The organism is Pseudomonas sp. GW822-FHT03F04, assembly GCF_058801405.1.
Genome location: NZ_JBXANF010000014.1, coordinates 1 through 25,892 on the forward strand (window position 1 = coordinate 1; position 25,892 = coordinate 25,892).

Sequence of the window (25,892 nt, forward strand, 5' to 3'; positions counted from 1 at the left end):
GCCATTGGTGCTAGATTGTTCATCGTGGATTGAGGCTTGAACAGGGAGGACGGCTTCTGGCCGACCACTTCCAGTTATGATGGGCGCGAGTCGGCCAGAAGCGGATCCACGGCGTCACTACTTAGACACGTGTCAAACCCATCAGGTTTTATGGAGATCCAGGCACGCCTTTACGTGTGCTGTCAGTCCATTGAAATCTTCATATGCCAAATCTAAATAGCCAGGATCGACTCGTTCGAGGTACTGCCAGACGGGAAGGTTCACATTCGCGGCCTGACGCTTGAGCAGGCCGGTGCGTTCGAGGCAAATTTCCCAGTTGGTGCCTGGCAGGGAGTCTCTGATATGGGCAATCAGCAGCCAACGCTCATGGCCTTCATAACTTGAAACAGCCGCGTCCAGGCGTTTCATCTTGGCATCGTCTTCCTGTGCGAAACGAAAGGCCACCCAAGGTAGACCGCCAGGAACATCTACAAATTCGCGACCATTCCAGGTCTGGGCTATCCGCGAACCGTATCGCCTCCATGCCAGAGCCCCCAGATCCTCGAGGACATTCAGCAATTCACCTTCGGGACGCTGTATTCGCAAGACATCGCCACCTGTCATTTTTTTGAGCCAAATAATTGATTACCCGCTTTTTTACACTGTGTATGAAGGAATGCAACGCGTATTTGTATTGGATAGTTAGCAGCCAATAGCGACCATGGCCTTCCGGCCGACAGTCGTGTTGTGTCAATGTCCGCTTCTGGCCGATAGCGGACGCTCGCAACGAGCAACGCGGTCATGAATCGCACCTTGATAGGTAAGCTGACTCAAGTCCCTCATGTCAATTATCCGCGATTTACACAGCCACGTTTAAAGTCACCAGCCGTAACTTCCCCAAGGCTACAACGCCTTGCGTCATTGCCTACGACTACGCCAGAATCCGCCGGCTTGTGCGTCTACGGCGCGGGTCTTATCGTTTCCCGGTCACTGAAAAATCAGTGACGGGGTTTGGTAGCCCCGGATTATCGTAGGTTGCATATGCATCATGATGTGCAGTGCCTGAAAGGCTCGGCGTCATGGTGGTCATGCACAGGGCGTCTTCGGGCGCGCCGGTTCCTACGTCCCGGTCTACCAACCTGAGCATGGCCGCCACCCATCGTTTGGTAGCGAGAGTGTCGGCTCCCATTTGACGATGTAGGAGTTTCACCATGATCAAACCAACACCCAACCCACCCGAAACCGACCCAACCTCCCCCTACGAATCCCCCAACTCCAAAAAACTCCACGACGCCGCCGAGCGTGCGCTGGATCACTACCTCTTCCCCGCCGCCGGGGTCATGTCGTCCTGCAACGAGCCCGAGCGGATGTACCTGGCCAATCCGAAGTACAACACCGAATGCCTGCTGGCCAATGCGAGCGAAACCCTGAGTTCTGCGAGCGAGATGCTCAGTAACTTCGCCGCCCTGCTCGATCCCTCGAACCGCAAGACGGCGCTGGGTATCGCACAAGTGGTGATGATTGCCGAGCTGGCGGTAAATCAGGCGCTGGATCACGTCGAAGTCGCGTAACCGGTCGACTCCTGTAGGAGCAGTCGGTGACTGCTTCTACAGTGCGATTTGTGTGGGACGTCTAACGCCCATTCAGTTTTCAGAATGTTGCATCATGAGCGTCCATGACTTGCGTCAGGCTCGGGTACCATTCGCGTCACTCAATCGGTGAAGTCTCGATGAATAGCTCTGGTGCTGCGCAGGGTCTTAGTAGAAATGGGGTCGTGGAGAAATAGATGAAACGGTTGTTCCTTGGGCCCCTATTCGGAGTGCTATTTGTCTTGTCCGGTTGCGCAAAGGCCGAACCGCACTGTGAAGATTTTCTTGCAAAACTCAGCGACAAACCTGAGTTTGTTGAGCTTCTGGAGTGCACCCAGCACAACCACATACAAGGAAAACCTTTCGTTGCTCGCTACCGAGTAAAAGGCCTTGATGCACTTGAAGCTGAGCGATACATGAATCAGAGCTTCGGTCTGCCAAAGCTTCAGCACATGTGTTGCGGATGGGATTCAGCACCGTTCTTCTATCGCGATAAAAAAACACATGTGGGGTACATGCTGGGTATGGGATCCGAAGAGACGCCAATAGACAAACGGGATTCGTGGTCAGACATAAAGTATTTCTACATCAACGTGTCCCTCTTCACTGAAGACACCTAAACACAACGTCGCCCGATTCGGACCAATCCAAAAAAGCGGTTGCTCGTCGGAGGAGTTTTCGCATTGGGACATTTTCTGAGTGAGCCGCAGCTGTCCGAAGTCAGAGCTGCACTCTCCTGGCCATTCAACGACTTTCCGGTCGAATATGACTATATCGCGGATAAGGTTAGAGACATCGATCCTGACGTAGTTTACGAAATCCTTTATGAAGAGGTCGCACCGGTTTGTTTCACCAACCTTGTGGCAGCCGTCCCCCCGGTATGGACGGGGTTCGATCCCGATTTACTCAGAGTCTCGATAGAGGAAAGGCTGGCAGCAAGAAAACGTAACTGGTTTCGCAGGCAGTTCGATAAGGCATTGGTTCGTTGGCTGAAATACAACTACGACTACATCTGGAAGGAAATCTCCTCCAGACTTTGAATGCAGTCGGGAAAAATCACAGAGGCTCTGTCAGAACCATCAAATGAAACTAAAACCACTCCTCATCAGCCTTCTCTGCTGCATCAGCCCCCTGTCCCACGCAACCGACGTTCCGATCAAAGAACACATGCCATTCGTAAACGCCCGAAAGGCCTTGATCAAAAATGGCTGGAAGCCGAACCCGACCTACACAGGTGAATACGGGGTCGAAAACATCCTCCAGAGAAAAGGCTTCACTGAAGTCGAGTCGTGCACGGTTGGTCTTCAATTCTGCAGTTTCAACTACGTCAGGAACGGCGTCTGTCTGGGCGTGGCGACTGTCGGGGAAGAGGTCGAGGACATGAAGATTTATTCCTGGGGCTTCAAATGCCCTGAGAAGGATTGAGGCTCTCTAAAACACCTCAATCCTCCTGTCGCCTCACCAAAACCAATACGGCAAAAACTTCGGCGTGGGCTCGATCATGAGTTCCAGGTGGTAGGTGATGGGGTTGAAGAAGAACATATCCAGTATCAGAAAGGCCCCTACCCCAAACGACAGCGTCATGAACTCACGGTAGCGATGCTCGGCGAAGTACTCGCGTTTGGCGTGGTAGAAGCTCAACAGCGCAAACAGTCCAAGGCCTGCGCCCAGGTAGTTGGGCTGCAATGGGACTTCCGCGAAGTTGTTGTACACCAGCACCGACAACAGCAGGCCCAAACCCAACGCCGGCAACTTGAGACAGAACTGCATCAAGCCGTTTTTGGCGCGTACGAATGCCGCTTCATGGCTGACAAAGAGGTAGGCGGCCAGCAGGGAAATGGCTGGGGTGATTGCCAGTATGTAGCGCGCTTTTTTGGAGCTTGGGATCGTGAACAGTACGAGCAGTACCAACAACCACCCAGTTAGATAAAGCAGCAGGTCGATGTCTTTATCGCGGGTCGAGCTGAAGAATAATTTGTACTTCTTCAGAATCACGCTGATGGCGTAAAACACCGTGAAGCCGTAGGTAAACAGGCCTGCGGAGAAGTAGAAGTAATAGCGCGGCGCGTGGTCGGAGCCGAAGCGCCCGATGCCCTGCATGTTCAGCACGTCTTCGAGGAACGCTTGGCCCCCTTGCAGGTACGCGGCCCATGCCAGCAGCACAACCCCGGCAGCCAGAATCAGGCCCGAGAGGAATGAAAACAGCAGCAACATGCGCCATTGACGGCTCAGGAAGTAATAAGCCCCGATGACACAGGCGGGCCCGATCAAGCCGATAGGCCCACGAAACGCAAAGCCCAGCGCCAGCCCCACGAACAGGAACACCAGGCGACGCGGGTCTTTTTTCAATTCGGCCGAATAGGCAACGTAGAAGCAGATCAACGTGAACAGTGCCGGATAGATATCAAGTGCCAGTGAGTTCACGCCGTCCAGAAAGGCCCAGGTCAACAGGCTGAAAAGTACGCCATACGCGCCCCACTTCTTGCTGTGCAACGCCCCGAGCCGATAAATGAATACCAGCATCAGAGAAGCGGCAATGCAGGAAGGCAGGCCCATTGAGAGTATGGAGACACGGCCAAACGGCAAGGAAGCCAGATAGACCAGTAAGGTATTAAGGACCGTATAGTCGGGATACGGTTTGAGGTCGTCGGCAATGGGAAACAGCGTGACGCCGTTCGCCAGCATGTAATCGGCGAAGTCGACAAAGCGTGTTGTGTAGTTGAGGACGGCAGGTTTGTACTGCAACACCATGAACACGGCCAGTGTCATGAAGAAAATGCTCAGGCATGGATTTCTTGTAATCAATCCCTTCAACATGCCTGCCCGCCAAGTGCGCTCTACAACAAGCGGGGCATCATATCGATCCATCGGTAACCCTTTAGTGAAGTTGTTCTTTTTGGCTCCAGTCCGGAAAGCGCGCTAACGCTGAAAATAAAGTCCTGCTCTCTGGAAAGTTGATTTTGAGCCTAGCCCACGACATGGACTATTCAAGCAGCACGCTCCCCAACACTTCCTGAGCGAGACTAACGAAAGTCAATAAAAAGCCCGGCCAGACACCTTCGTCACTGACGAAGAGTATCGGGCCGGGCTGTGTACACAGTTCAGTTACTGTTATTGACGGTGATGTAGGGGTCCCAGTTGAAGTTCGAGCCAATCTGGTTCAGATCACGGTCGTACAAGGCGAAGGTAATGGTGTACCAGAGTTTTCCCGGTTTCTGCGCAATGGATTGCCACAAGGTGTAGACCACATCGGTTTTGGAAAGACCGCCGGCGACGCCATTGTTCAGATAGGCCACCACTCCGGGGAGGTTGTAGGACTGCGGTTGCGACATGGTGCCCGGGTACTCGCCGCCATTGCTGCCGCCGCTCTGGATACTTTTGATGACGGCGATACGGTCGAAATTGCGGGAAAGCGTCGTGGCACGCCAGCGGATGTTGTCGCCGGAGTTGACATCGAACCACAACTCGCTGCCGCCTTCGCCGGTGTCACCGCTGGCATGGCTGTCGATGGCAGAGCGCGTTACCAGCATGGAAATTGCGCCGGCCACATTGCCGGGATGGTCCAATAGGTAATCGGCATCGACGTTCACGAGCACGTCAAAGGTTTGGGTCGCACTGGACATTTTGCTGCTCCTTGGAGGAATGGCATAAACGACCGCGCCCGCAAAGGCTGTCCGGCTCATCCGGTCCCTGGATGCGGTCTGCGGAGAACAATAGGAGATGGCTTTATGGTGTCAACGTGCGATCAGTTGACGCGAAATAAACGCGGTGTGATGCGGACTGACCAAGGCTTTGATTTGCTTCTCTGCTGGCCAATCTCGTCATCGTTTTCTGGATGTTCGCTGACTGCTTGAGCTGGCAAAGGCGCACAGTCGTTGTCGGCAAGTGCCGCATAGTAAAAAGGGGACGTATCTATTTCCGGAAAAATAAATACGTCCCCTCTCAGCGCTATGTCGATCCGCATTGGGTTCCGGATATCGGCGGGTTAGTCCCTTTGGTCTTCCTCAAGCCTGTTGCGGAGCTGGTTCAGCACATTGTGGGTCGTCTGGATGTCATCGACGTCCAGTCCCTCCGAAAGTGTGTTGATCCAGGGCGCTTGAAGTTTCATCGCACGTTCGAATGCTTCTCTTCCAACATCCGTCAGCACAACCAGCTGCGCTCGGCGATGGTGAGGATTCGGCTGAAATTCCAGCAGCCCATCCTTCACGAGATCGTTGACGATCCGCTGAACGTTCTGGCGATTCGCACCCATGTCGCGAGCAATCCATGAAACGGGTTGCGCCCGATCGGCATTGACGATCGTTCCCAGGAGCTGCCAGCGGGCACTTGTGAGACCTATTTCTGCTACGAGGCGATCGCCTGCCGTGATCATTCGTGCACTTGCTCGAAAGAGTTCAAGGACCAGATCAGTCATCGCGCGCCCAGCGGGGGTGTGGTTTGGCTTCTTCATGGTGCGAACCTTTCCATATTGACACCATGGTGTCAATTAACTAGAGTTTCGACACCTCGCACCACATTGTCATCATGTTTACAAACTGGAGGTCATCATGCTTTCTAGCTGAACCGTTACCCCTCCAGCGCCATGGCCATGCCGCATCTGTTTACCAAGGTCGCGGTGCCGAACATCTGTACCGCTTGAGTAACGCCCAATTGACTGACGGTATTCGATAAATGCTGAAACGACTCCACTTGACCGCCAGCATGCTGGCACTGTTTTGCATCGCCACTTTCTTTCTAGCGACGATTCTTGTCGAAACCATGGGAGCCCGGCAGTCGATCGCCCAACTCAAGCACCTGATCGTCAGCCCTGGACTTTGGGTGCTGATCCCGACGATGGTGCTGGCCGGGGCGAGCGGAATGCTGCTGAGCCGATCACGGCAAGGACGCCTGGTGGGCTCAAAGAAGAAACGTATGCCGTTCATTTCCGCCAATGGCCTGTTGGTGCTTGTACCGTGCGCAATTGCGCTCAACCTATGGGCGGCCACTGGAAGATTCGACACGTGGTTTTACATCGTACAGTTCATCGAACTCATCGCAGGGGCCGTCAATCTCACGCTGATGGGGCTGAATGTGCGCGATGGCTTGCGTTTGAGCGGCAGGTTGCGGCGGGCCACACCTCACGGTCAGTAAACTCGGGGCATCCTTTGCTCTGGCACTCGGATCATGTCTTGCTGCATGAACCTAAAGTGACACCCGCTCCAGAAACCTTTTGATCTCCAGCGAATACGCCCCTGGATGCGAGAACCTGAACATGTGCCCGGTGCGCAGCAGGATGACTTCCTGCGAACCCTTGATGCCGTTGAGGAGAACGCCTGCGGCGTCTTTGCCGATCAGTTTGTCTTCCTCGGGCGTCAGAATCAGTGTGGGCACGTCGATCTTTCTCAGCAGCGCCGTGTAGTCCGCGTTCTCGATCGAGCGCATGCGGTTGATGTAAGCCTTGTGGGACGTTTCCTTGATGAAGAAGGCGCGGCTCTTGCCGGTTGACCAAGGGATCTCCCCTTCCCTGTCGAACGCCGACGCCAACTGCGCGGCGTGAATCCGAAGGGTCATCTGTCGGTAGAACGGGCCGGGGAAGAATGGTGCAAGGGCTGCCAGAGTCTTTAGCCAGGGAGAAGTGATCGGGCTCCTGGCAAAACCGCCGGAGAGCACCAACCCTCTGAGGCCTTTTGGCTGTCGAGCCGCCACCGCGATCGAGGACACTGCGCCGTAGGAATCGCCCACCAGCACGTAGCTTTCAAGGTCTTTCACCTGGTCGGTGATGACGTTGGCCAACGCTTCCAGCTCGCACACGTCGTCCGGCAAACGCAGGGTGCGCAGGGGGCGATGCTGCAAGTGGGTCATCTGGTTCAGCTGCCACGGGGCCCCGGCGAAGCATGGGATCATGACCAAAGTGGGCTCTGTGCGCATGGGGTATTCCTGAGGGGTTGAATGAACGACAACCGAACTCTAGGAAGACCGACGCAGGCGATCCAATGGCTTTTACACAGTCTGTTGATGCACCAGATTCATGACGCCTCAGTCGGCGATCATCATGTTCGTGATCCACTCGATGGCGGGCTCGTTGGCGCGCCCTCGTGCTCGAACAACGAGCACCTCCCAGGTGGGGAACGCCAAGGGCAGTTCGAACAGGCTCAGTTGTGCGGTTTCTTGCAGCTGCAAGGCGACGCGCTCGGCCACCACGGCGATGGATTGCGACGCGCCGATCATGAACGGAACGGCCAGAAAACTCGGGCAAGTGACGCTCACCTTGCGAGTCCGACCGAGGCTCTCCAGCGCCTCGTCGACGGAGCCCCGAGCATCCCCGCGTGGCGAAACCAAGATGTGCGGCAGGCGCACGAAGTCATCCAGTTCCATGTGCATTTTCTTGCCGCGCTTGAGCAGCGCCGGGTGGCCCTTGCGCGCGATGCCGACGAAACGCTCCTGATGGACGAGCTGACAATCAAAACGTTGCGGAATCTGGGCGAAAGAACCCGAGCCCAGCACGATGTCCAGCTCGCCGGCGTCCAGTTGGCGCAGAGCGGATTCGCCATCGGCTGGTCTGAGCTTCAGCACCACGTCGGGCGCGGCGGCCTGAATTCGGGCCAGTGCCGGGGCGATGACGGTCAACACCGCGTGATCGGTGGCCGCCACGTTGAGTTCGGCTTGTAAACGGCTGGGATCGAACGAGCCCCGTGGACTGGCGACAAGCCTGACCGACTCAAGCACCGCCGCGACTCTCGGCATTAGCTCCGTGGCCAGCGGCGTCGGGGCAATGCCTCGGGGGTGACGGATGAACAACTGATCGTCGAAAGCGGTACGCAACCTCGACAAGGCGTGGCTGGTGGCGGACTGGGACAGGTGCAATCGTTCGGCGGCGCGACCGACATGTCTTTCGGCCCAAAGCGCCTCGAGCACCACCAACAGGTTGAGGTCGAAACGCGTCAGGTCCAGGGGCTTCATCCTGTTGTAGCCTTTTTGTTGATTGTTCGGCGCCACGATAGCGTGAGCGCCCTTCAATTGACAGGTATCGGCCGAGGCGTTCTGGAACGAGATCGGTTGGAACGCGTAACGACAGCGGCTGAAAATATGGCTAGTATTCCGGCGTTTTTTGCCAGCCTTCAACTCGGACGAAAGCTAATCCAGACATGAAAAGACCACCCGCCTTTCTTGCGCTCATTATCACTTTGTATGTCGCCTATTCTGTATGGCCAATCCTGTTTGGGCCTGCATCAAACAACCTGGGCTATGTAGCGTTTTCATTGACTGTTTCGCTTTTTGCTTTCTACGGAAGTGTAATTGCGTGCAATGTTCTGGCAATCGTATGCGCCATTGCTGCTCAGGGCGCTCTCGGCACAGCCATAGAAATCATCGATAGCAGCATCTATATGAGCGCTTTCTTGATTGCTGCCGCAGTGTTTCTGGCGCGCAGCGCTCACTATTTACTTTTCAGCAAGCGAGTTCACGAGTTCCAAGGAAAGTATGCTCAGTAAAATCCTGGATTGAACGGCAATAACGGAGAAGCAATGCCAGCAGAATTAAGTCAACACGATGGGCTGACGATGACCATCCTGCCATGCCCACGCGGTCGGTCGGGCTGTATTCAGGTTCGCCTCACTGGCACTGCGATGCAGGCAGAAATAACGTCGGAGAAGTTTTCTGCGGATATCCAGCAGCCGCTTGACGCGTTTTTTGCGTCGGTTGCGCAGATTAAGGTGGGGGTCGATCAAGATTGGCTTTCTGAAAGCCAGGACTTTTCTTTGTCCGCCACTTTGGATCCATTCTTTCCCGGGTTCATTTACTTGCGTGTGTACCTGGGCTCCACGTCCGATGACGCCTGCGATTGGCAGATGAATGGCTCTTTTTTGGTAACGCCTGAGCAGGTCAGTCAATTCGCCAAAGCGTTGTTGAGCATTTGACGGAGCACGAGGAATTGCCCGGGCATCCGATGGATGTTCCGGCCTTTCACAAAGCCTCAAGCTACGTTAGCGTGCACGTTTTTATGCCGGGAAGCTTCAATGAAAGCAGTGATGGAACGACTTGAAAAATGGTTGGAAACCAATATTCCTGAAATACGTGAAGATTTGGCGCCGGGATGTTCGGACGCTGCAATCGCCGAGTTCGAAAACCTGGTTGGCAGGCCTTTTCCAGAAAGCCTGAAGAATCTCTACAGGTGGCATGACGGGCAACGCGGTGCTACGAATTCAGGCCTTTTCTATGGTCTTGAGTTTCTGTCGCTGGCAAAGGCCAGGGAGAATTGGGAATCCTGGAAAGACATTATCGATGAGTGGTCGCCCGAGGAAATGACCGAGGGGAGCGCCTTCTGCACGTCTGGAACGCCCGACGCTGTCCAGGCGTTGTACGCCAACCGATACTGGATTCCCTTCGCCTACGACTACTGTGGCAACCATCTCGGCGTTGATCTGGACCCAGGAGCGCGCGGAACCGTGGGTCAGGTCATCAACTTTGGCAGTGACGAAGAGGATAAATACGTTGTGGCTACCTCCGTCGCTACGTTTATGGAATGGCTGGTTGACCAGCTCGAAAGTGGCAACTTCGCAATCAGTGAGGAAGATGATGGTTCGCGAAGCTTGAACACCAAGGTGCCCGAGTTGTTTCATTTTCTGGATGCGGTTCCCGTTCTGTTTGGGGCACAGCGTGCTGAGTGAGTCGGAATAAGCACTTAAAAGGGAACTGTTTTTTTTCAAATAACAAATCATGCCCCTTTTTTCACTCCAGACGGTGCAACGTGCTCGAAATACTTCAAGAGGACGGTCATGTACGCTTTCGCGATTAGACAAGGCTATGGCAGCAACAAACTGCTAATTGAGTTCTATCCACAGCCATCGGATATTGGGTTCCAGGAGGCGCTCCGCCTGGTACTGGCGCCATTGGGATTCTCAGTCAGCACCACTGAGCATGGCATTTGGGCATCCCACTCCCATCTAGAAAGCAAGTTTGGAACTGTTCGAATTGATAGCGACTCTTGGAGCACGTTCGGAGAAGCCGACCAGTGTTCCGATAATGCCACTCTCAATAGGCAACTCATTTATGAGCTCGGTTCAATACTGACCACTAGCGAAGCGTTCCAAGAAGTTCCGTGGCATTGCGCTGGCAAGTCGGGTGACTAAATGCCTGCAAAGGGCTAATGAGTGTGGACAGCTATCGGCCATCTTCTACCCGCCGCGAGACAGAAGAAAACGACCCAACACAGCCGGTCGGCACCGCCCGAAGTGGACCAAAAGCGGGAGTTATCTGCTATGACAGCAATGACGAATTGGTCTGTGAGAGAGATTGTAAAAATATGAGCACCCAGGGAGGCACTGGACCAAAAATGGATTTCATCGTGGACTTCCTGTTCAACGTATTGGCTTACAAGGTTGGCGTTTTCGTGCTGCGCCTGCTGAGTGGCGGTCGTTTCAAGGGCGAAAGCGGTTTTGCTTGGGGCTGGGCACTCGTCGTCGGCGGTTTGGTGCTGTACACACCTTTTGTGGTTTTTATCGCCCTGCTCATTCATTACAGCGGCGGGTAGCTATCCGTCATTCGCGTCAACTTCTGAAGCGAGTGAAGCGTTTCATCGTCAAAACCCATCAATATCGACCTATAAAAATGAAAACATCAGTCTTCTCTTTACTGGCCATTTTGCTACTCACTCAAACAGGCCCTTCCTTTGCGGACAACCTCAACGGAAAGAATCTCTACTCACAGAGATGCGCCGTGTGCCACGGACCCGATATCAAGGGAACCGGGCCATTGGCCCATAAAAGCAATCCTCCGACACCTGATCTGACAACACCTGCCTTCAAGAAGCGGCTCAATGATTACCCGGGCGTGATCGTGTCCTCGATCATCCTTCGCCCGAACGGCGACCTGATTCCAAAAACCTTGCGCGAGAATGGTGTAAAGATCCCGCCGCACGCCTGGAGCGTCAGCGATTTTCGCGATTTGAATCAGTACATGAACGATGTCATTTCAAAAAAGCAGCACTAAGCCGGGCAACAGTACCCTTCAGCCTTGGTCAGTCTTTTTGTCGGTGCCTTTTATGTTTTCAATCAGGTCAACGACATAGTCCTGATTGAAGCCCGCCACGAATGACCAGAACAGCAACTTGGCGTAGGCCGCGTACCCTTCCGCATGTTGGCAAAAAATATCGTTGAAGATTTGCTTCAAACATTTCGGATCGTCGTCCGGAACGATCACCGGAAACAGATCGCCCCTGATAACGCCGGAAAGGAACAAGAGATACAACAGCCCCGCCAGTATCCCGCCGATGAATGAAGGCAGTATCAAAGCGAACCATGACTTGGCGAGGTTTTCGATTTCCGGATCGGTCAGTATCGACAGTCGTCTGTGAAACCCTACGTAGCCCCCGATATTCCCGGCGATACAAACGATAAAGGGCACTTTGTAGTCGGGCAGACTGTAAGTGACGGCAATCGCCAGCAACAACAGGGCTATGAAAATCCAGAATATCCGCTTCCAGATGATGTTGAGGTCGTCCTGACGATTCATGATCAGCTCCCTGATCCTGGCCATGTGTTGGTCTTCATGACGATAGACGAATCCTGTCGCATGCATGAAAGATCAAACCGAAAAATGCCTCGAAGGTCCGCTTCTAAAGCAACACGCACCCTCGCGGCATTTCGGATGCCACCGCTCAGCCCAACCGCATCGACACTTCAATGTCATCGGCAAACGGCACGCTGAGGTAACCGTTCTCCGGCGAGCGCACATGGGCCAGGTATTCCGGGCAGTAATTGGTGTTGTCGGCCACCACCAGCGCGCCAGGTCGCAGGTGTTTTTCAACCAGATGCAACACATCGCCATACAACGCCTTGGCGCCATCGAGCAGCAACAGATCGACCGTTTCCGGCAGGTCGCTCGCCAAGGTCACCAGTGCATCACCTTCGCGGATTTCAATCAGATCACTGACGCCACCCTCAACGAAGTGATACCGCGCCAGTTCGATTTTCGACGGTTCGAATTCGCTGCCGATCAGCGCACCGCCGCCATTGTCCCGCAGCGCCGCTGCCAGGTGCAGGGTCGACAGGCCGAACGAGGTTCCGAACTCAACGATGGCTTTGGCCTGGGTGCTACGGGCCAGCATGTACAGCAGTTTGCCGGTGTCGCGGGAGACAGGCAGCCACAGGTCTTTGAGCATGCCGTAGAGTTCGCGGTACTCGGTTTTGCTGTGCATCAGGCGTTCACGTTCTTCATTGGACACGGTGTTCAGGAGCGGACTGGTGGCGGCGCTGGCCTGGGTGTAGAGGCGTTCGATCAGAGTTGCCAGGGGTTCAGTGGTCAAGGTTGTCATGGTGGTTTTCCGTCAGTTGAGGGCTAAAATGCGAATGATTCGTCGCGTTTAAATGATGCGAGCGAATGGCCCGATTCGCTATTCGCATTCCCTCTACACGCCTGAGCCGACCATGACCGACCGTCAGACTGCCCGTATTTCCTCACGCAAACAGCCGCAACAGGCCCGCTCCGCCGAGTTGGTTTCCGCGATTCTGCAGGCGGCTATTCAGGTTTTGGCCAAAGAAGGTGCGGCCCGATTCACCACGGCGCGGGTTGCGGAGAAGGCTGGCGTGAGCGTGGGCTCGCTGTATCAGTACTTCCCGAACAAGGCGGCGATTCTGTTTCGGTTGCAGAGTGATGAGTGGTTGCAAACCACGGAGATGCTGCAGCGGATTCTGCAAAATCGGGAAGCATCGCCACTGGATCGTCTGCGCACGCTGGTGCATGCGTTTATCCGTTCGGAGTGTGAAGAGGCGCAGATGCGTGGTGCGTTGAGCGATGCGGCACCGCTTTATCGCGATGCGCCGGAAGCCCATGAAGTACGGGCGGCGGGCAAGCGAACCTTTGAGGCGTTCATGGTTGAATTGCTGCCCGAGGCGAGCGAATCCACTCGCACACTGGCCTGCGATCTGATCCTGGCCACACTCAGTTCGGTGGGGAAGGATTTCTCACTCAGCCCGCGTACTGACGACGAAATCACCGCGCGTGCGGAGGCGATGGCCGACATGTTTCGTGCTTATGTGGTTTCGCTCGATGACAGGTAAAGCTGTCGATACGCCATCACCAGTTGTTCCTGGTTGAACGCCAGATTGCGGCCGCTGGGATTCGGCAGAACCCACACTGCCGCACCGCCAAACGGGGTGTTTTGCAGCCCCCATTCAATCGACTTTTTCCCGGACAACCCGGCATAGGCAGCCTTGCCGAGAAACGCCACGAAGCGCGGCGAATACCGGGCGATCTTGCGTTCGAAATTCGCAGCGGCGGCGGTGAATTCGTCCGCCGATAACTGATCCGCCCGGACCGTCGGACGCTCGACCACGGCGGTCAACCCGCAATGAAATTGCAGGATCGTACGATCGCTTTCAGGGCTCACCTCGTGCGGTGTGAACCCAGCCAGGTGCAACGTGCGCCAGAAGCGATTGCTTCGTCCGGCGAAGTGATGCCCCTGCTCCGCCGCTAACAGGCCAGGGTTGATCCCGCAGAACACTACGGACAGGCCTTCGGTCAGGATGTCTTCAAGCATCAACTTTTCCCCTTTATTTCAGATACTCCAATCTGTACGACTGCGTGTTTTGATATTGACCGTTCAAAACAGTCATACCCCATTCCTTCAAGCTACAAGCCCTTGCGCAAAAACCTACAAATACGTCAGAAAGTGCTGGCTTGTGGGCCAATTCCTTAGGCTTTATCTTTCCCCCGGTCCCTGCTCATCGACAGAATGAAAAGCACATTCAAGACTGATGGGCAGGCCTTGATCAAAACAAAGAAGGCGCGATTGACGGCACCGTCATCGCTCCCTAACCTACCCACATCCCGCCCAAGGCAGTAAGCCGTCCTAACCATCCAGGACGTGCCAAACCCTTGGGCGTTTTTGTTTTCAGGAAGAACGTATGCCCACAGCGGTTCTGGTTGACGGTGCCTACTTCATCAAGCGATTTCGAAGGATAGAACCTCACAACGCATTCAATGCCGAACGCGCTGCCGATCTGGTACACCGATGGGCAACAGCTCACCTGATGTCCAGAGCCTTCTCTGGTCAAAGTGGCCTGCCTTCAGGGCCGCAGCAACGTCCCAGAAAAGAGCTTTATAGAATATTTTTCTACGACTGCCCTCCATTGGACACAAAGCAGCACAACCCCATAACGAAAAAATTCGTGGACTTCTCCAAATCCAAAGAAGCGGTTTTTCGTAGAGAGCTACATATTCGGTTGCGAAGCAAACGCAAACTGGCCCTGCGGCTGGGACATCTATCGAAAGATGTGAAATGGACAATCAAACCCTCAAGAATCGCCGAGCTGCTCAAAGGCAAAATTCAGATATCCGACCTGACAGAAACCGACGTCAGCATAGACACCCGACAAAAGGGGGTTGATATGAGAATCGGCGTCGATGTCGCATCACTTTCGTTCAAGCAACAAGTCGATCAGATCGTCCTCATTGCGGGTGATGCAGACTTTGTACCGGCGGCGAAGATGGCTCGCCGCGAAGGCGTTGATTTCATACTTGATCCGATGTGGCAGAACATTCCTGATGGGTTGATGGAGCACATCGATGGATTACGCTCCACATGCCCGAAGCCGAAGCTTCGACCCGCATCCAATGACAACAGTATCGATCTGGGTTCAAACCCATGATCCGCCCGGCAACTGGCCCACGGAATAACCTCAAAACTGTAACTGTTAACCGCGCAGATCATGAGCGAAATTAAGGCCATTTCCCGCCCTCATGAAGTGAGCGAAAACCTTGGAACTGACCCTCACCACCCTCCTCGTCACCTTCGCCGGCGTGTTCCTGATCTGCTTCATGAAGGGCGCGTTCGGCGGTGGTTTCGCGATTGTCGGGATTCCGTTGCTGTCGTTGGTGATGGACCCGATCACGGCTGGCGGGCTGTTGGCGCCGCTGTTTGTCGCCATGGACTTGTTCAGTCTGCGCTACTGGAAGCCTTCAACCTGGTCAAAACCGGATCTGCGCCTGCTGGTACCAGGACTGGTCGTCGGCATAGGCCTGGGTTATCTGCTTTTTCGGGTGCTGGATCACCGAGCGATCGCCATCGTAATGGCGGTGGTCACCCTGCTGTTTGTCGGTTTGTGGTTCAAGGCGGGTGGAGAAGTCCGCGTGAAGCCGCGCTCATCGCCCAAAGCGCTGGCCGCCGGCCTTACATCGGGCATCACGACCATGGTCGCGCACTCCGGCGGGCCGCCGCTGGCAATCTATCTGTTGCCGCTGGGCCTGAGCAAACAGATGTATGCCGGAACCACCAGCCTGTTTTTCACGGTCGGCAATCTGCTTAAAGCCGTACCCTGGCTGCTGCTGGCCAAACCCAGCGGCAACGTCCTGACGCTGATGTTCGTCAGCCTGCTCGCAGTACCCAGCGGGGTCTGGCTGGGCTGGCGGCTGCACGCCAGACTGGATCAGCGCCAGATGTACCGCGCCTGTTATGGCCTGCTGGTAGTCACGGCGCTGAAACTGTTGTGGGATGGTGTCGAGGGATACATGGCCTGAGTGAATTCCCAGGCCAGACCCGGCTTACTTGAACACCGGCACGGCAGCCGACCCGTCCGACTGTTTGAGATACTCACGCAACCGCCCACCGATTTCCGCAATCTTCGCCTCACCCTCTCGCAAGGCTTGCGGGTTGGTGTGCACGGAGTAGTTTCCCAGCGCCAGGTCATAGGGATGTGGTTGCGCCGAGCCGATCACGAACACCGTGCCTTCGCGCATGGCCTTTAGCGTCACGGCGCCGTTGCCAGGTTCGAAGACCGCCATTTCACCCGCGCTGACCAGATCCGGCGCCGCCAGTAATCCACGGCTGACACTCAGCCATAACGACTCGTGACCTTCGGGTGGGGTGTACGTCCAGGATTCCCCGGCACCCAGCGTGACCAACAAGTAATTCATTCCCGCAGGCGCTCTAACCGGGCTCTGGACACCTTGGTGCAAGCCGAGAATCACCCGCGCCGGCCCCACTTCAGGCATCGCGCCGGACTCAAGGTATTGGCTGTCGACACTGGCGTTTTCCAGCTCTGGAGGCAGCGCCACCCACAGTTGAAAGCCCTGAACCCGCTCCGAAGTACCCACCGACATTTCCTTGCCGTGCCAGACACCGCCGCCCGCCCGCATCCACTCGACACCGCCGTAATCAATCATGCCCTTGCCCGACTCGGCGTCCTCGAAACGCAAGTTGCCTTCGGTAATCACCGTGACGGTGGCGATCCCCGAATGCGGATGCATCGGCATGCCGTGAATGAACGAGGCCTCGCCTTCAAACAGATCGAGAAACACAAACGGCTTGATCAGATGCCCCAGATCCGAAGGGCTCATCAGTCGCACGATCGCGCCATGCCCACTGCCGCTGGTGCGATAACGGATTGCTCGGAGGGTATGGGTCTCACGGGTATAGCCAGAAAGTTGCTGCTGAACGGTCATGATGATTACTCGGTTCTGTCGCGGGGTACGGCCAACAAAAAATGCTGAAACGCGGTGAAGGAACCTGTCCTTCACCGCGCTCGGGTATCAACCGCGACGAGCGTCGAGGCTGAAGCGGCCGGCGCCGAAGGCCACGACCTGCAACAGGCCACCGGCCATGGCGATGTTCTTGAAGAAGTGGATGAACTGGTTCTGGTCAGCCAGTGCACTGTGGAAGGCCAGTGCGGTGAACACGCTGAACGCAGCCAGCACAGCGGCGACGGTGCGGGTGCGGTATCCGGCGATCAGCGCCAGGCCACCACCGACTTCAACGATGATCGCCACTGCCAGTGCCACTTGTGGAAGCGGCAGGCCCACCGAGCCGATGTAACCGATCATCATGGCCGGAGCGGCCAGTTTGGAAAAACCGGAGAGAATGAAAATCACGCTGAGCAATACGCGGCCAATCAAGGCAGCCGAAGCTTGTTTGGTGTCGGAAGCGTTCTGTTCAGAAGCCTGTGTTTGAGCGATGTTTGCAGAAGTAGCCATGGGAGTATTTCCTTCAATGGGGTCCGGTTCGACTTGAACCGTCCGGATGAAGAAATGTTGCGCCTCGGCAGCTCATCTGAATAGCCGACTAATTTAGATCATTACGTTCGATAAAATAGGTAAGCTGCATATTCCACGGTAACGCGCCCATGGCGACTCAAGGACACAGGCATGATCTCCGATCCAGGCACACCGACACTCGATCAACTGCGTGTATTCCTGACTGTCGTCGAAGTCGGCAGTTTTGCAGCCGCTGCGCGCAAGCTTCACCGGGCGACGTCGGTGATCAGCTACTCGATCGCCAACCTTGAGATGCAATTGGGCGTCACCCTGTTTGATCGCGAAACCACCCGCAAACCGCAACTGACCGACGCCGGCCGCACCGTGCTGGCCGAAGCCCGGACCATCGCCAACGGCGTGCACGGTTTGCGAGCCAAGGTCAAAGGCCTGCTGCAGGGGCTGGAGGCCGAAGTGCACGTGGTGCTCGACGTGATGTTGCCCGCCGAGCGCGTGGTGGATGCGCTGAAATCCTTTCGGGAAGAATTCCCCACCGTGGCCCTGCACCTGCACATGGAAGCACTCGGCGCCGTGACTGAACGGGTGATCAATCGCGGCGCGGTGGTCGGCGTCAGCGGGCCCATGAACGACGGCATCAACGGTATCGAAAGAATCGGCATCGGCAGCGTCGAGCTGATTCCGGTGGCGGCACCGAATCATCCGCTGGCTTCGGGCGAAGCCAACGTTCCCGGTGCCGGACGTGAGCATACGCAACTGGTGCTGTCCGATCGCTCACGCCTGACCAAGGACAGGGAGTTCGCCGTGCTGAGCAACCGCACCTGGCGCCTGGCGGACCTGGGTGCCAAACACATGTTGCTGCGCGAGGGCATCGGCTGGGGGAATATGCCGAAGCCGATGATTCAGGAGGATCTGGACAGCGGCCGACTGGTACAGCTGGATTTGTCGGAGTACGCCAGCGGGCAATACACCTTCGACGCGATCTACCGTACCGATGTGCCACCGGGCCCGGCGGCGCGGTGGTTGATCGAGCGCTTCGTTCAGCAGAACACGCACGAGGCTTGACCCGGAAAGTTGACGAGCGGTCATCCGAATGTTCAGATGCCGCCCTGTTTCAGGTGTCCCATGCCGCCGTGCATGGGGTGAAACGGGAAACCGGTACGTTCTTTTCGAACAAGTCCGGTGCTGCCCCCGCAACGGTAGGCGCGTGATGCTTTCGACACACCACTGTGGCCAGACGGCCATGGGAAGGTGAAAGCGTCCATACGCGCGAGCCCGGAGACCGGCCTGAAATTCTGTTTGGCAAACTCCTGCGGTGGGCGGGCATGGGCCGGTGTCGGCGTGTGCGCGATGCCTTCTCCTGCATGCTCTTCTGCGAAGATCCTTTCGAGAAGACAATGATTCGACCTTTCAACACTCCGGCTCCATCCCTGTTGCTTGGCTGTCTGTTCAGCCCCCTGTTGCTGGCGGACGACGCGCCGCTCGAACTCACTCAGCAAATCGTTTCCGCGCCGTCCGTGGAGTCCACGACCGTGGCCGACATGGCGCAGTTCGGCAGCAAGGTCGAGATCGTCACCCGCGAGCAGATCGAACGTGCCGGCCCCAGCGCCGATGTCACCCGCGTGATGCAGATGTTCATTCCCGGCCTGTACGTCGCGCCGAAAAACGGCCCGTTCGACTACGGCACCTATTCCCTGCTGGGCGGGCGCAACGATGACACGCTGATCCTGCTCGACGGCGTGCGTCTGAACAATCGCCTGTACGGCGGCCTGTACCTGGACACCCTGCCGGCCAACGCCATCGAACGCATCGAAGTGCTCAAGGGCGGGCAGAGCCTGCTGTTCGGCACTCAGGCCGTGTCCGGCGTGATCAACATCGTCACCCGCAGCCCGCAAAGCCGCAAAGCCTCCGGCGAAGTGAACATGGGCGTGGATACCTTCGGTGGCACCACCGAGGATGCGCGAGTCGAGAACATCTTCACCAACGGTTTCGGCGATCTGGGCTTGCTGGCCTACGTCAGTCATAACGTTTCGGATGGCTATCAGCCGTTTCGCAATCGCGACATCAAGAACGACAGCAACAAGAAGCGCGCCTACGAAGTCACCACCTTCGGCGGCAAGGCGATTCAGTCCTTTGGCGACGATGCGCGGATGGAATTGTTCTACCAATACGCCGACGCCAACCTCGACTTCGCCCGCCCGGTCGACAACCACAAGACCACCAACGACCGCGTCCAGCAGATCGCCACGGCGACCTTCGAACAGAACATCAACGAGCGCCTGAGCTATTTCGTCAAAGGCCACATCAACGACTGGGACACCCGCTACACGCGCATCAACAACACCGCCAATGGCGGCACCAGAACCATCAATCACAACGACTACTGGGGCTTCACCGACTGGGGCGTGCAGGCCGAAGGCAAAGCCGAATTGCCCGGCGGCCATGTGCTGGTGTTCGGGACGGACAACCAGTGGTTCAAAGGCCAGGACGATGTGCTGATCATCGACAATGACAAGGCCGAAGCCCACGCGCTGTACACCCAGTTGCGCCCGCAGATCGACGCCCTGCCCGACTGGCATCCGAGCATCGGCATTCGTCACGAAGCCATGAGCGGCGGCGACAGCGCCACGGTCGGCATGCTCACTTCGCTGTACGACCTCAATGAACACTGGGCACTGCGCGGCCAGTACGGCACTGCCTACAAACTGCCGAACGCCGAGCAGTTGTTCGTCAACGAACCGGGCGACGAGTTGGGCAACCGCAACCTGAAACCGGAGAAAAGCCGTAACGCCGAACTGGGTCTCGACTACAAAGGCCTGCTGCTCGATCGCGAATTCAGCGCCAGCGCCACCCTGTTCAAACGCAAGATCGACGACCTGATCACCCTCGACGACATCCAATGGGTCAACGGCCAGGGGCGGATCCAGATGCGCGGTTTCGAGGCGGACGCGAAACTGGCGCTCAACGAGCAATGGAGCCTGCAAGCGGACATGACTCGCAACCTCACCGAATCGCGCGCCGGGGTGACGCTGAACGATGTGCCGAGCTTCTTCGCCCGCTCGCGCATCGGTTACGAGTCGGTTGACCGGATGTGGGGGGCCGGCGGTGCGATCCGCTACATTCGCGATGTGATCAGCTCGAAACAGGTCGAGTACGGCCATTACTCCGTGGTGGACGCCGACGCTTATCGCTACCTGGACGGCGCGCACCAGCACCGGTTGAGCCTGCTGGTGGAAAACCTGTTCGACCGCGATTACGTCACCAGCCGCTCGAACAACGTCGACAACCTCGGACGGCCGTTCACCTCCGAAGTGCGCTACACGTACCGTTTCTGATGGCTGAAATCAAAACCATCGACGGCGTCGACACGCACCCGGACTGGTCGCATGTTCCCGCCCATGCCCGCCACGTGTTCCTCTGCACCGGCCCGCGCTGCACCCAGCGCGGCGCCTTGCAGATATGGAAAACCCTGCGTCGGCACTTGCTGGCGCATGACCGCATCGAGACACCGGGCGGGGTTTTGCTGACCCGCACGCACTGTCAGTTCCCGTGCAACCTGGGGCCGGTCATGACGGTGTATCCGGAGACCTGCTGGTATGGCGTACGCAGCCACGCGGATGCGCAACGGCTGGTCGAAGTGCACCTGGTGGGCGGCGAAGTGGTCGAGGATCTGTTGATCAAGGAGCGCTCGTGAGAACGCTGTGCCTTCTGGCGGGTGCCCTGCTCTGCGCTTCTCCGGTTCTGGCAGATGACTACCGCAATTGTGGCGAGACCTGGCACCTGCCGGCATCACCACCGTCGCGGATTGTCGCCCTCAATCAGCATGCGGCCGATCTCGTGTTGGCGTTGGGCGCCGGCCCGGCGCTGGCCGGCGTCGCCTATCTGGATGACACCGGTGCGCCGCAATCCGAGTACTTCGGCGTGCCGGTGATTTCGCCCCGCTATCCATCGAGCGAAGTGCTGTACGCGCAGAAACCGGATCTGGTGGTCGGCGGCTTCGCCACGGCGTTTGGCAACGGCGTCACGTCACGCAGCGGACTGGGGCGCAACGGCGTGGCTTCGTATTTGCTGGAGTCGGCCTGCAACGGACATTCGCTGGATTACTTCGAACACATCCGCAACGACCTCTCGACCCTCGGAGCCTTGCTGCACCGACAGCAGCGCGCTCGAGAACTGAGCGATGCGATGGATGCCGATCTGGAAAAGGCCAAGGCTTTAACCCGCCCGGGCAGGCCGCTGTCAGTGTTCTATCTCGACAGCGAGGTCAACGGTCTCGACAGTGAAGGCCGGCGTGGATTTGTCACCACCCTGCTGGCCGCAGCCGGGGCTCGAAACCTGTTCGCCGACATCAATCAATACCGGGTGACCGCCAGCCGCGAAACCCTGCTCGCCAGTGACCCCGACGTGATCCTGCTGGCCGACGCGCAATGGTCGCCGGCCAGTCGCAAGCGTCAGTTGCTGAGGCAGGATCCGGTGCTGTCGACCCTGCGGGCGGTGCGCGAGAACCGGATCATCGATATTCCCTTCACGCATCTGTTGCCGACGGTGGGTAGTGGTCGGGTGGCGCTGGAGTTGGCGCGACAGCTCAAGGCATTGAGTCCTTAAAGGGGACAGTCCTTAAAGGGGACAGATTTATTTTTCCTGCCTCCGGCTGAAAGGCGTTTCGCGAGTTCTTGGTGAGAATCCCGCACCGCCGCCATTCATGGCGGCAAATGACGATTTTCAATGCGTCCAGCTTTCGGTACTCCCGATTCGCGTTTACCATACGCCCAACTCGTATTACCGCGGCTGCTGAACCCGGTATTCACGAGGACAGACCATGAACAGAACCCGCGCCTGGAGACGCACCCAGGCCCGTAAACACGGCAATGACAAAGCGGTTCGTCCGCCAACTTTCAAACCGGAAAAGAACTGGAAGTTGATGTACATCCGATCCACCAAACTGGTCAGGGCTCGCCAACTCGGCATGAGCTACCCCATTCGTTCCACCCGCCAATTGCTGGATCAAGAGTGACGAACCTACTGTTCATTTGCAGTCGTAACCAATGGCGCAGCCCAACAGCGGAAGCAGTCTGGCGCCGCCGGCCCGGCTTCAATGTTCGTTCAGCGGGCACCAGCCCCAATGCACGCAAGACCATCGGCCCAGCGGATATTCGCTGGGCCGATTTCATTTTTGTGATGGAAACCAAACACCTGAATCGCCTGCGGGCCGAGTACGCCCGGCTGCTGGAGCACAAGCGAATTCACTCGCTGGACATTCCGGATGACTATCACTACATGGATCCGGAGCTGGTAGAACTTCTTGAGAAATCGGTAAAACCCTACCTCCCTGACTGACTTCTCCGTCGCCAGGCAATGAAACAAATAAAACGGAATTCCCCTCATGTCTGCATCATATGGGGACAGATCTATTTTTCAATCGAAGGCGCCGTTTAGCACTTCATAAATCAACCCGGTGGCCAGCGCGACCAGGATCAGATCGGTGCCGACCTGCTGCCATTCGTAGCCGTCGTAGTGCGGCAGTCTGCCGACCAGTCGACCATCGAGCTTCTTCGCAATCCCGGGTGGGAGCGGCTTGCCCCGGGCCAGGTTCTTCTGGATCCCGGGCGGCAACGCCGGGCCCGGGGTCCAGTAGCCGCGATACCCGTCCACAATCCCGATCACCCCGGCGTAGTCGATACTCGGACCATGCCCCTGATACCCGTCCCCGCCTTTTTTCCCCTGATTGCCATGGCCCTGGCTGTTATGCGGATTGCCTTTGCCCTGCCCCTTTCCGTTGCCAGGATCGGCCAGCGCTGTCACCGAACTGCTCAGCAGCGCAATACAGGTCGTGGTCGCAATCAATGTGCGTAAACCGGACATCGGTCGTTCCTTGAATGAATGGGTGTCTGTGGATTCTAGTCAGTTTTTTTACAGGTATGGAGAGACGGCCCGGTCATCGCGGTTTGTGACGATTTTTGATGCGTGCAGCTTCCGGTGCTCCCCGATTCGCGCTTACCATGCGCCCGACTCGTATTACTGCGGGGAAGAAGTCTGGCGCCGTTGTCCCGACTTCAACGAAAAGGAATTCACCCCATGTTTGAACGGAACAAACTGGTTCCAGAATTGATGGTCACGGATCTGCAGGCCAGCCTCGCGTTCTGGGTCTCCTGCCTGGGGTTCAACATCGCTTATCAACGCCCTGAAGATGGCTTCGCCTACCTCGACCTGAATGGCGCTCAAGTCATGCTCGAGCAGGTTGAACCGAATGCAGGCCAGTGGCTGACGGCGGATCTGAGCAAGCCTTTCGGAAGAGGCGTCAATCTGCAGATTGACGTTGAGGCGGTTGCCCCCATCATCGAAAGACTGGGCACCGCCAAGGTCTCACTCTATAAAACCTGCAAAGACACCTGGTATCGCGCTGACGATGTCGAAGTCGGCCAGCGTGAATTTCTCGTTCAGGATCCCGACGGTTATCTCGTAAGACTGGTAGAACGTCTGGGCGAACGTCCTGTTTGCCCGATTTGATCAAGGAAGATAAAAACAATGAAAAACGCTTTACGCATCCTGCTTCTGATCTGCCTTTCGGCCAGCGCACACGCTGACGAAAACCCCATCGGTTTCCGGACCGCCACACTGCCGGATGCGCACAACGACCGTCCGCTGGAGATGGTCGTCTGGTATCCCGCCAAGACCACCGCCACCCCGCAGTTGATTGCCGACGATATTGTGTTCGTCGGGACGGCGGCAGTGCGCGATGCACCACCGACTACCGGTGAGCATCCGTTACTGGTGCTCTCGCATGGTTACCGAGGGAACTGGAGCAACCAGGCTTGGCTGGCTACCGCCTTGGCCCGTCAGGGTTACATCGTGGCGGCGGTCAACCATCCCGGCACCACGACGCATGACCGCAGCCCTCAAGCCGCTGCACAGTTGTGGCAGCGACCTGCCGACATCAGCCGCGTCATCGATGCGGTCACCGCTCGGCCCGAGCAAACGGGGGCCGTTTCGATGCGTCGAATTGCAGTAGCCGGCCATTCACTCGGCGGCTGGACCGCCCTCGAAATCGCCGGTTCACGGTTCGATCCCGAGCGCTTTGCGAAGGACTGCACAGCCCATCAAAAACTGGCCAGTTGCTCGGTCTACAAGACGATCAACGTCGCCGACACGCCAGAATCGAAGAGCCGGATGAGCGCGGACTTGAGCGACAAACGCGTCAGCGCGATCGTTTCACTGGACCTGGGCCTGTCACGCGGCATGACCGATACAAGCCTCGCCGCGCTGCCGATTCCGACACTGGTGATTGGCGCTGGCGTACCGTCAGAAGACCTGCCCGCCCAATTGGAGTCGGCCAATCTTGCCAAGCGGCTGCCTTCGGCATCGTCGCAGTATGTCGAGATCAGCGACGCCAGCCATTTCAGCTTCATGGCATCGTGCAAGCCCGGCGCAGTGGAGTTGCTTGAAGAAGACTCACCAGGCGACGGCATCATTTGCGGGGATGGCGGCGGCCGTTCGCGTGAGGTGATCCAGCAACAGGTGGTGGCCTTGATCGACGGGTTTCTGACCCGGTCACTCCCGAACTGATGACGGTGTTGCCCGCGTAGCACCGGGCGGCGCTTGATGAGTTTGAAAGGGCTGAATAACAGCGGGTTTTGACCAAGGTGACTCTGGATGACGATACGGCAACGGATGCCTATGTCTACGCCCTGCGCTAGACAACTTCACCAATACGGCTACGCCCTGCTCCGCCAGGCAATCCCGGCTGCATGGCTGACCGGACTTCGGAACACGTTCGACACCGGCGTAAGGCCCTCAAGCGAATGGCCCGTGCCCCGTGGCATCGACTGGCGCCATTCGCTGCTGGACACGGATCCGACCGTTCAGGCCGTGTGCCGATTGCCACAAGTGCTGGCGGTGGTGGGCGAGTTGATCGGCGAACGCTTCTTCCTCTCCCAGGTGGAGGGCCGCGAGCCGCTTGCCGGTGGCGGCCATCAACAGTTGCACCGAGACTTGTCGACGCAACGCCCCGGCGATACCGTCAACGCGCTGGTGTACCTCGACGATTACGGCCCGGAGAACGGCGCAACCCGCCTCGTCCCCGGCAGCCATCGCCCTGCACTCGGCGAGCCCCCGTTCGATTTCACTGACGAATCCCGCTCGGTGCAGCTTTGCGGCAGTGCTGGCGACATCCTGATATTCGATGCCGACCTGATCCACGCCGGCAGCTTGAACCCCACCGGCGCACGCCGCCGCACTCTGTTGATCACCTGGTTTTCTGAATCTCTCTACGCCACACACCTGGAAACGGTGAGCCTCAGAAACATACAAATGGACACGACCGAGCGGTTTGATCCGGCGGACTTCGTCCTCGATCCCCTGAACTGA

35 protein-coding genes and 1 riboswitch are annotated in these 25,892 nt (G+C 57.1%); of the genes, 22 read left to right on the top strand and 13 right to left on the bottom strand.

Annotated elements, in window-relative coordinates:
- Window positions 1-141: 141 nt before the first annotated feature.
- Window positions 142-603, bottom strand: coding sequence for a hypothetical protein (locus tag AC1RMX_RS26910; RefSeq protein WP_493073542.1), 462 nt, complete (start codon window positions 601-603; stop codon window positions 142-144).
- Window positions 604-1,190: 587 nt separating this feature from the next.
- On the opposite strand from AC1RMX_RS26910, the gene AC1RMX_RS26915 reads away from it, so the two are divergent.
- From AC1RMX_RS26915 to AC1RMX_RS26930, 4 genes are all read left to right on the top strand, one after another.
- On the top strand, window positions 1,191-1,550 hold the full coding sequence (locus AC1RMX_RS26915; protein ID WP_096821752.1) for a DUF6124 family protein: 360 nt from the start codon (window positions 1,191-1,193) through the stop codon (window positions 1,548-1,550).
- Window positions 1,551-1,765: 215 nt separating this feature from the next.
- The gene (locus AC1RMX_RS26920; protein ID WP_096821751.1) at window positions 1,766-2,188 is read left to right on the top strand and encodes a DUF4952 domain-containing protein; all 423 of its coding nucleotides are present in this window, start codon (window positions 1,766-1,768) and stop codon (window positions 2,186-2,188) included.
- 63 nt (window positions 2,189-2,251) lie between these two features.
- Window positions 2,252-2,608, top strand: coding sequence for a DUF7079 family protein (locus tag AC1RMX_RS26925; protein WP_096821750.1), 357 nt, complete (start codon window positions 2,252-2,254; stop codon window positions 2,606-2,608).
- 43 nt (window positions 2,609-2,651) lie between these two features.
- On the top strand, window positions 2,652-2,993 hold the full coding sequence (locus AC1RMX_RS26930; protein WP_255261947.1) for a hypothetical protein: 342 nt from the start codon (window positions 2,652-2,654) through the stop codon (window positions 2,991-2,993).
- Window positions 2,994-3,026: 33 nt separating this feature from the next.
- Here the strand turns inward: AC1RMX_RS26930 and AC1RMX_RS26935 are convergent, their stop codons facing one another.
- The 4 genes from AC1RMX_RS26935 to AC1RMX_RS26950 form a co-directional block, all read right to left on the bottom strand.
- Window positions 3,027-4,337 (bottom strand): ArnT family glycosyltransferase, encoded by a 1,311-nt coding sequence (locus AC1RMX_RS26935; protein WP_096821749.1) that lies wholly within the window; start codon window positions 4,335-4,337, stop codon window positions 3,027-3,029.
- A 332-nt stretch (window positions 4,338-4,669) separates the two neighbouring features.
- Window positions 4,670-5,191: an AidA/PixA family protein gene (locus tag AC1RMX_RS26940; protein ID WP_096821748.1), complete on the bottom strand. Its 522-nt coding sequence runs from the start codon at window positions 5,189-5,191 to the stop codon at window positions 4,670-4,672.
- Between the two features lie 122 nt (window positions 5,192-5,313).
- Entirely contained in the window at window positions 5,314-5,532 is a 219-nt protein-coding gene (locus AC1RMX_RS26945) for a hypothetical protein (protein WP_146013094.1), read from the bottom strand.
- 21 nt (window positions 5,533-5,553) lie between these two features.
- Window positions 5,554-6,018, bottom strand: coding sequence for a MarR family winged helix-turn-helix transcriptional regulator (locus AC1RMX_RS26950; protein WP_493073545.1), 465 nt, complete (start codon window positions 6,016-6,018; stop codon window positions 5,554-5,556).
- 221 nt (window positions 6,019-6,239) lie between these two features.
- Here AC1RMX_RS26950 and AC1RMX_RS26955 point away from each other — a divergent pair, with 221 nt between their 5' ends.
- A complete protein-coding gene (locus tag AC1RMX_RS26955) occupies window positions 6,240-6,698 on the top strand; it encodes a hypothetical protein (RefSeq protein WP_493073546.1) in 459 nt (152 codons plus the stop codon).
- Window positions 6,699-6,749: 51 nt separating this feature from the next.
- On the opposite strand, the gene AC1RMX_RS26960 is transcribed toward AC1RMX_RS26955, so the two are convergent.
- Complete coding sequence (locus AC1RMX_RS26960; protein ID WP_493073547.1) at window positions 6,750-7,475, bottom strand: alpha/beta fold hydrolase; 726 nt, start codon at window positions 7,473-7,475, stop codon at window positions 6,750-6,752.
- Between the two features lie 108 nt (window positions 7,476-7,583).
- Window positions 7,584-8,507 carry a LysR family transcriptional regulator gene (locus AC1RMX_RS26965; protein ID WP_493073548.1) on the bottom strand — a complete coding sequence of 308 codons (924 nt, stop codon included), beginning with the start codon at window positions 8,505-8,507 and terminating at the stop codon, window positions 7,584-7,586.
- A 185-nt stretch (window positions 8,508-8,692) separates the two neighbouring features.
- On the opposite strand from AC1RMX_RS26965, the gene AC1RMX_RS26970 reads away from it, so the two are divergent.
- The 5 genes from AC1RMX_RS26970 (at window position 8,693) to AC1RMX_RS26990 (ending at window position 11,534) form a co-directional block, all read left to right on the top strand.
- Window positions 8,693-9,037 (top strand): hypothetical protein, encoded by a 345-nt coding sequence (locus tag AC1RMX_RS26970; protein ID WP_096821745.1) that lies wholly within the window; start codon window positions 8,693-8,695, stop codon window positions 9,035-9,037.
- 33 nt (window positions 9,038-9,070) lie between these two features.
- A complete protein-coding gene (locus AC1RMX_RS26975) occupies window positions 9,071-9,463 on the top strand; it encodes a hypothetical protein (protein ID WP_096821744.1) in 393 nt (130 codons plus the stop codon).
- 99 nt (window positions 9,464-9,562) lie between these two features.
- A complete protein-coding gene (locus AC1RMX_RS26980) occupies window positions 9,563-10,213 on the top strand; it encodes an SMI1/KNR4 family protein (RefSeq protein WP_096821743.1) in 651 nt (216 codons plus the stop codon).
- Between the two features lie 665 nt (window positions 10,214-10,878).
- Window positions 10,879-11,076: a hypothetical protein gene (locus AC1RMX_RS26985; RefSeq protein WP_096821741.1), complete on the top strand. Its 198-nt coding sequence runs from the start codon at window positions 10,879-10,881 to the stop codon at window positions 11,074-11,076.
- 77 nt (window positions 11,077-11,153) lie between these two features.
- Window positions 11,154-11,534, top strand: coding sequence for a c-type cytochrome (locus AC1RMX_RS26990; RefSeq protein ID WP_096821740.1), 381 nt, complete (start codon window positions 11,154-11,156; stop codon window positions 11,532-11,534).
- 18 nt (window positions 11,535-11,552) lie between these two features.
- On the opposite strand, the gene AC1RMX_RS26995 is transcribed toward AC1RMX_RS26990, so the two are convergent.
- Complete coding sequence (locus AC1RMX_RS26995) at window positions 11,553-12,056, bottom strand: hypothetical protein (protein WP_096821828.1); 504 nt, start codon at window positions 12,054-12,056, stop codon at window positions 11,553-11,555.
- 145 nt (window positions 12,057-12,201) lie between these two features.
- Entirely contained in the window at window positions 12,202-12,858 is a 657-nt protein-coding gene (locus AC1RMX_RS27000; RefSeq protein ID WP_493073550.1) for an O-methyltransferase, read from the bottom strand.
- Window positions 12,859-12,970: 112 nt separating this feature from the next.
- On the opposite strand from AC1RMX_RS27000, the gene AC1RMX_RS27005 reads away from it, so the two are divergent.
- Window positions 12,971-13,603, top strand: a complete 633-nt coding sequence (locus AC1RMX_RS27005; RefSeq protein ID WP_493064694.1) for a TetR/AcrR family transcriptional regulator — start codon at window positions 12,971-12,973, stop codon at window positions 13,601-13,603.
- Here AC1RMX_RS27005 and mug read toward each other — a convergent pair.
- A complete protein-coding gene (mug, locus tag AC1RMX_RS27010; RefSeq protein ID WP_493073551.1) occupies window positions 13,576-14,082 on the bottom strand; it encodes a G/U mismatch-specific DNA glycosylase in 507 nt (168 codons plus the stop codon). The genes AC1RMX_RS27005 and mug overlap by 28 nt on opposite strands.
- A 367-nt stretch (window positions 14,083-14,449) precedes the next feature.
- Between mug and AC1RMX_RS27015 the strand changes: the two genes are divergently transcribed.
- Window positions 14,450-15,193 (top strand): NYN domain-containing protein, encoded by a 744-nt coding sequence (locus tag AC1RMX_RS27015; protein ID WP_096821736.1) that lies wholly within the window; start codon window positions 14,450-14,452, stop codon window positions 15,191-15,193.
- 109 nt (window positions 15,194-15,302) lie between these two features.
- The gene (locus AC1RMX_RS27020; protein ID WP_192560709.1) at window positions 15,303-16,061 is read left to right on the top strand and encodes a sulfite exporter TauE/SafE family protein; all 759 of its coding nucleotides are present in this window, start codon (window positions 15,303-15,305) and stop codon (window positions 16,059-16,061) included.
- Window positions 16,062-16,085: 24 nt separating this feature from the next.
- On the opposite strand, the gene AC1RMX_RS27025 is transcribed toward AC1RMX_RS27020, so the two are convergent.
- The gene (locus AC1RMX_RS27025; protein WP_096821734.1) at window positions 16,086-16,985 is read right to left on the bottom strand and encodes a pirin family protein; all 900 of its coding nucleotides are present in this window, start codon (window positions 16,983-16,985) and stop codon (window positions 16,086-16,088) included.
- A gap of 87 nt (window positions 16,986-17,072) precedes the next feature.
- The gene (locus AC1RMX_RS27030; protein WP_096821733.1) at window positions 17,073-17,513 is read right to left on the bottom strand and encodes a DoxX family protein; all 441 of its coding nucleotides are present in this window, start codon (window positions 17,511-17,513) and stop codon (window positions 17,073-17,075) included.
- Between the two features lie 171 nt (window positions 17,514-17,684).
- Between AC1RMX_RS27030 and AC1RMX_RS27035 the strand changes: the two genes are divergently transcribed.
- The 6 genes from AC1RMX_RS27035 to AC1RMX_RS27060 all read left to right on the top strand — a co-directional run bounded on the left by AC1RMX_RS27035 (window position 17,685) and on the right by AC1RMX_RS27060 (window position 22,865).
- Complete coding sequence (locus AC1RMX_RS27035; protein WP_096821732.1) at window positions 17,685-18,593, top strand: LysR family transcriptional regulator; 909 nt, start codon at window positions 17,685-17,687, stop codon at window positions 18,591-18,593.
- Window positions 18,594-18,627: 34 nt separating this feature from the next.
- Window positions 18,628-18,833: riboswitch (cobalamin riboswitch) on the top strand.
- A gap of 92 nt (window positions 18,834-18,925) precedes the next feature.
- Window positions 18,926-20,863: a TonB-dependent receptor plug domain-containing protein gene (locus tag AC1RMX_RS27040; protein WP_493073553.1), complete on the top strand. Its 1,938-nt coding sequence runs from the start codon at window positions 18,926-18,928 to the stop codon at window positions 20,861-20,863.
- Window positions 20,863-21,222, top strand: a complete 360-nt coding sequence (locus AC1RMX_RS27045) for a (2Fe-2S) ferredoxin domain-containing protein (RefSeq protein ID WP_096821730.1) — start codon at window positions 20,863-20,865, stop codon at window positions 21,220-21,222. The genes AC1RMX_RS27040 and AC1RMX_RS27045 overlap by 1 nt, the downstream gene beginning before the upstream one ends.
- The gene (locus tag AC1RMX_RS27050) at window positions 21,219-22,133 is read left to right on the top strand and encodes an ABC transporter substrate-binding protein (protein WP_493073555.1); all 915 of its coding nucleotides are present in this window, start codon (window positions 21,219-21,221) and stop codon (window positions 22,131-22,133) included. Before AC1RMX_RS27045 ends, AC1RMX_RS27050 begins: the two co-directional genes overlap by 4 nt.
- Window positions 22,134-22,347: 214 nt before the next feature.
- A complete protein-coding gene (locus AC1RMX_RS27055; protein ID WP_273541376.1) occupies window positions 22,348-22,542 on the top strand; it encodes a hypothetical protein in 195 nt (64 codons plus the stop codon).
- Window positions 22,539-22,865, top strand: a complete 327-nt coding sequence (locus AC1RMX_RS27060; RefSeq protein WP_192560704.1) for a low molecular weight protein tyrosine phosphatase family protein — start codon at window positions 22,539-22,541, stop codon at window positions 22,863-22,865. The genes AC1RMX_RS27055 and AC1RMX_RS27060 overlap by 4 nt, the downstream gene beginning before the upstream one ends.
- Before the next feature lie 78 nt (window positions 22,866-22,943).
- Here AC1RMX_RS27060 and AC1RMX_RS27065 read toward each other — a convergent pair whose 3' ends face one another.
- Entirely contained in the window at window positions 22,944-23,390 is a 447-nt protein-coding gene (locus AC1RMX_RS27065; RefSeq protein ID WP_493073556.1) for an anti-virulence regulator CigR family protein, read from the bottom strand.
- 213 nt (window positions 23,391-23,603) lie between these two features.
- On the opposite strand from AC1RMX_RS27065, the gene AC1RMX_RS27070 reads away from it, so the two are divergent.
- The 3 genes from AC1RMX_RS27070 (at window position 23,604) to AC1RMX_RS27080 (ending at window position 25,892) form a co-directional block, all read left to right on the top strand.
- Window positions 23,604-24,035: a bleomycin resistance protein gene (locus AC1RMX_RS27070; protein ID WP_493073557.1), complete on the top strand. Its 432-nt coding sequence runs from the start codon at window positions 23,604-23,606 to the stop codon at window positions 24,033-24,035.
- A gap of 18 nt (window positions 24,036-24,053) precedes the next feature.
- Window positions 24,054-25,091 (top strand): alpha/beta hydrolase family protein, encoded by a 1,038-nt coding sequence (locus AC1RMX_RS27075; RefSeq protein WP_493073558.1) that lies wholly within the window; start codon window positions 24,054-24,056, stop codon window positions 25,089-25,091.
- Window positions 25,092-25,202: 111 nt separating this feature from the next.
- Window positions 25,203-25,892, top strand: coding sequence for a phytanoyl-CoA dioxygenase family protein (locus AC1RMX_RS27080; protein WP_493073560.1), 690 nt, complete (start codon window positions 25,203-25,205; stop codon window positions 25,890-25,892).

Bases quoted from the DNA above. Each gene is read 5' to 3' on its own strand.
- AC1RMX_RS27075 (WP_493073558.1), top strand. From the start codon at position 24,054: ATGAAAAACGCTTTACGCATCCTGCTTCTGATCTGCCTTTCGGCCAGC.
- AC1RMX_RS26995 (WP_096821828.1), bottom strand. From the start codon at position 12,056: ATGAATCGTCAGGACGACCTCAACATCATCTGGAAGCGGATATTCTGG.
- AC1RMX_RS26985 (WP_096821741.1), top strand. From the start codon at position 10,879: ATGGATTTCATCGTGGACTTCCTGTTCAACGTATTGGCTTACAAGGTT.
- AC1RMX_RS26910 (WP_493073542.1), bottom strand. From the start codon at position 603: ATGACAGGTGGCGATGTCTTGCGAATACAGCGTCCCGAAGGTGAATTG.
- AC1RMX_RS26975 (WP_096821744.1), top strand. From the start codon at position 9,071: ATGCCAGCAGAATTAAGTCAACACGATGGGCTGACGATGACCATCCTG.
- AC1RMX_RS27025 (WP_096821734.1), bottom strand. From the start codon at position 16,985: ATGACCGTTCAGCAGCAACTTTCTGGCTATACCCGTGAGACCCATACC.
- AC1RMX_RS26980 (WP_096821743.1), top strand. From the start codon at position 9,563: ATGAAAGCAGTGATGGAACGACTTGAAAAATGGTTGGAAACCAATATT.
- AC1RMX_RS26990 (WP_096821740.1), top strand. From the start codon at position 11,154: ATGAAAACATCAGTCTTCTCTTTACTGGCCATTTTGCTACTCACTCAA.
- AC1RMX_RS27065 (WP_493073556.1), bottom strand. From the start codon at position 23,390: ATGTCCGGTTTACGCACATTGATTGCGACCACGACCTGTATTGCGCTG.
- AC1RMX_RS26945 (WP_146013094.1), bottom strand. From the start codon at position 5,532: ATGCGGATCGACATAGCGCTGAGAGGGGACGTATTTATTTTTCCGGAA.
- AC1RMX_RS27055 (WP_273541376.1), top strand. From the start codon at position 22,348: ATGAACAGAACCCGCGCCTGGAGACGCACCCAGGCCCGTAAACACGGC.
- AC1RMX_RS27080 (WP_493073560.1), top strand. From the start codon at position 25,203: ATGTCTACGCCCTGCGCTAGACAACTTCACCAATACGGCTACGCCCTG.
- AC1RMX_RS26970 (WP_096821745.1), top strand. From the start codon at position 8,693: ATGAAAAGACCACCCGCCTTTCTTGCGCTCATTATCACTTTGTATGTC.
- AC1RMX_RS27000 (WP_493073550.1), bottom strand. From the start codon at position 12,858: ATGACAACCTTGACCACTGAACCCCTGGCAACTCTGATCGAACGCCTC.
- AC1RMX_RS26920 (WP_096821751.1), top strand. From the start codon at position 1,766: ATGAAACGGTTGTTCCTTGGGCCCCTATTCGGAGTGCTATTTGTCTTG.
- AC1RMX_RS26955 (WP_493073546.1), top strand. From the start codon at position 6,240: ATGCTGAAACGACTCCACTTGACCGCCAGCATGCTGGCACTGTTTTGC.
- AC1RMX_RS26915 (WP_096821752.1), top strand. From the start codon at position 1,191: ATGATCAAACCAACACCCAACCCACCCGAAACCGACCCAACCTCCCCC.
- AC1RMX_RS27035 (WP_096821732.1), top strand. From the start codon at position 17,685: ATGATCTCCGATCCAGGCACACCGACACTCGATCAACTGCGTGTATTC.
- AC1RMX_RS27030 (WP_096821733.1), bottom strand. From the start codon at position 17,513: ATGGCTACTTCTGCAAACATCGCTCAAACACAGGCTTCTGAACAGAAC.
- AC1RMX_RS27005 (WP_493064694.1), top strand. From the start codon at position 12,971: ATGACCGACCGTCAGACTGCCCGTATTTCCTCACGCAAACAGCCGCAA.
- AC1RMX_RS27040 (WP_493073553.1), top strand. From the start codon at position 18,926: ATGATTCGACCTTTCAACACTCCGGCTCCATCCCTGTTGCTTGGCTGT.
- AC1RMX_RS26930 (WP_255261947.1), top strand. From the start codon at position 2,652: ATGAAACTAAAACCACTCCTCATCAGCCTTCTCTGCTGCATCAGCCCC.
- AC1RMX_RS27015 (WP_096821736.1), top strand. From the start codon at position 14,450: ATGCCCACAGCGGTTCTGGTTGACGGTGCCTACTTCATCAAGCGATTT.
- AC1RMX_RS26965 (WP_493073548.1), bottom strand. From the start codon at position 8,507: ATGAAGCCCCTGGACCTGACGCGTTTCGACCTCAACCTGTTGGTGGTG.
- AC1RMX_RS26935 (WP_096821749.1), bottom strand. From the start codon at position 4,337: ATGACACTGGCCGTGTTCATGGTGTTGCAGTACAAACCTGCCGTCCTC.
- AC1RMX_RS26940 (WP_096821748.1), bottom strand. From the start codon at position 5,191: ATGTCCAGTGCGACCCAAACCTTTGACGTGCTCGTGAACGTCGATGCC.
- AC1RMX_RS26950 (WP_493073545.1), bottom strand. From the start codon at position 6,018: ATGAAGAAGCCAAACCACACCCCCGCTGGGCGCGCGATGACTGATCTG.
- AC1RMX_RS26960 (WP_493073547.1), bottom strand. From the start codon at position 7,475: ATGCGCACAGAGCCCACTTTGGTCATGATCCCATGCTTCGCCGGGGCC.
- AC1RMX_RS27070 (WP_493073557.1), top strand. From the start codon at position 23,604: ATGTTTGAACGGAACAAACTGGTTCCAGAATTGATGGTCACGGATCTG.
- AC1RMX_RS27045 (WP_096821730.1), top strand. From the start codon at position 20,863: ATGGCTGAAATCAAAACCATCGACGGCGTCGACACGCACCCGGACTGG.
- mug (WP_493073551.1), bottom strand. From the start codon at position 14,082: ATGCTTGAAGACATCCTGACCGAAGGCCTGTCCGTAGTGTTCTGCGGG.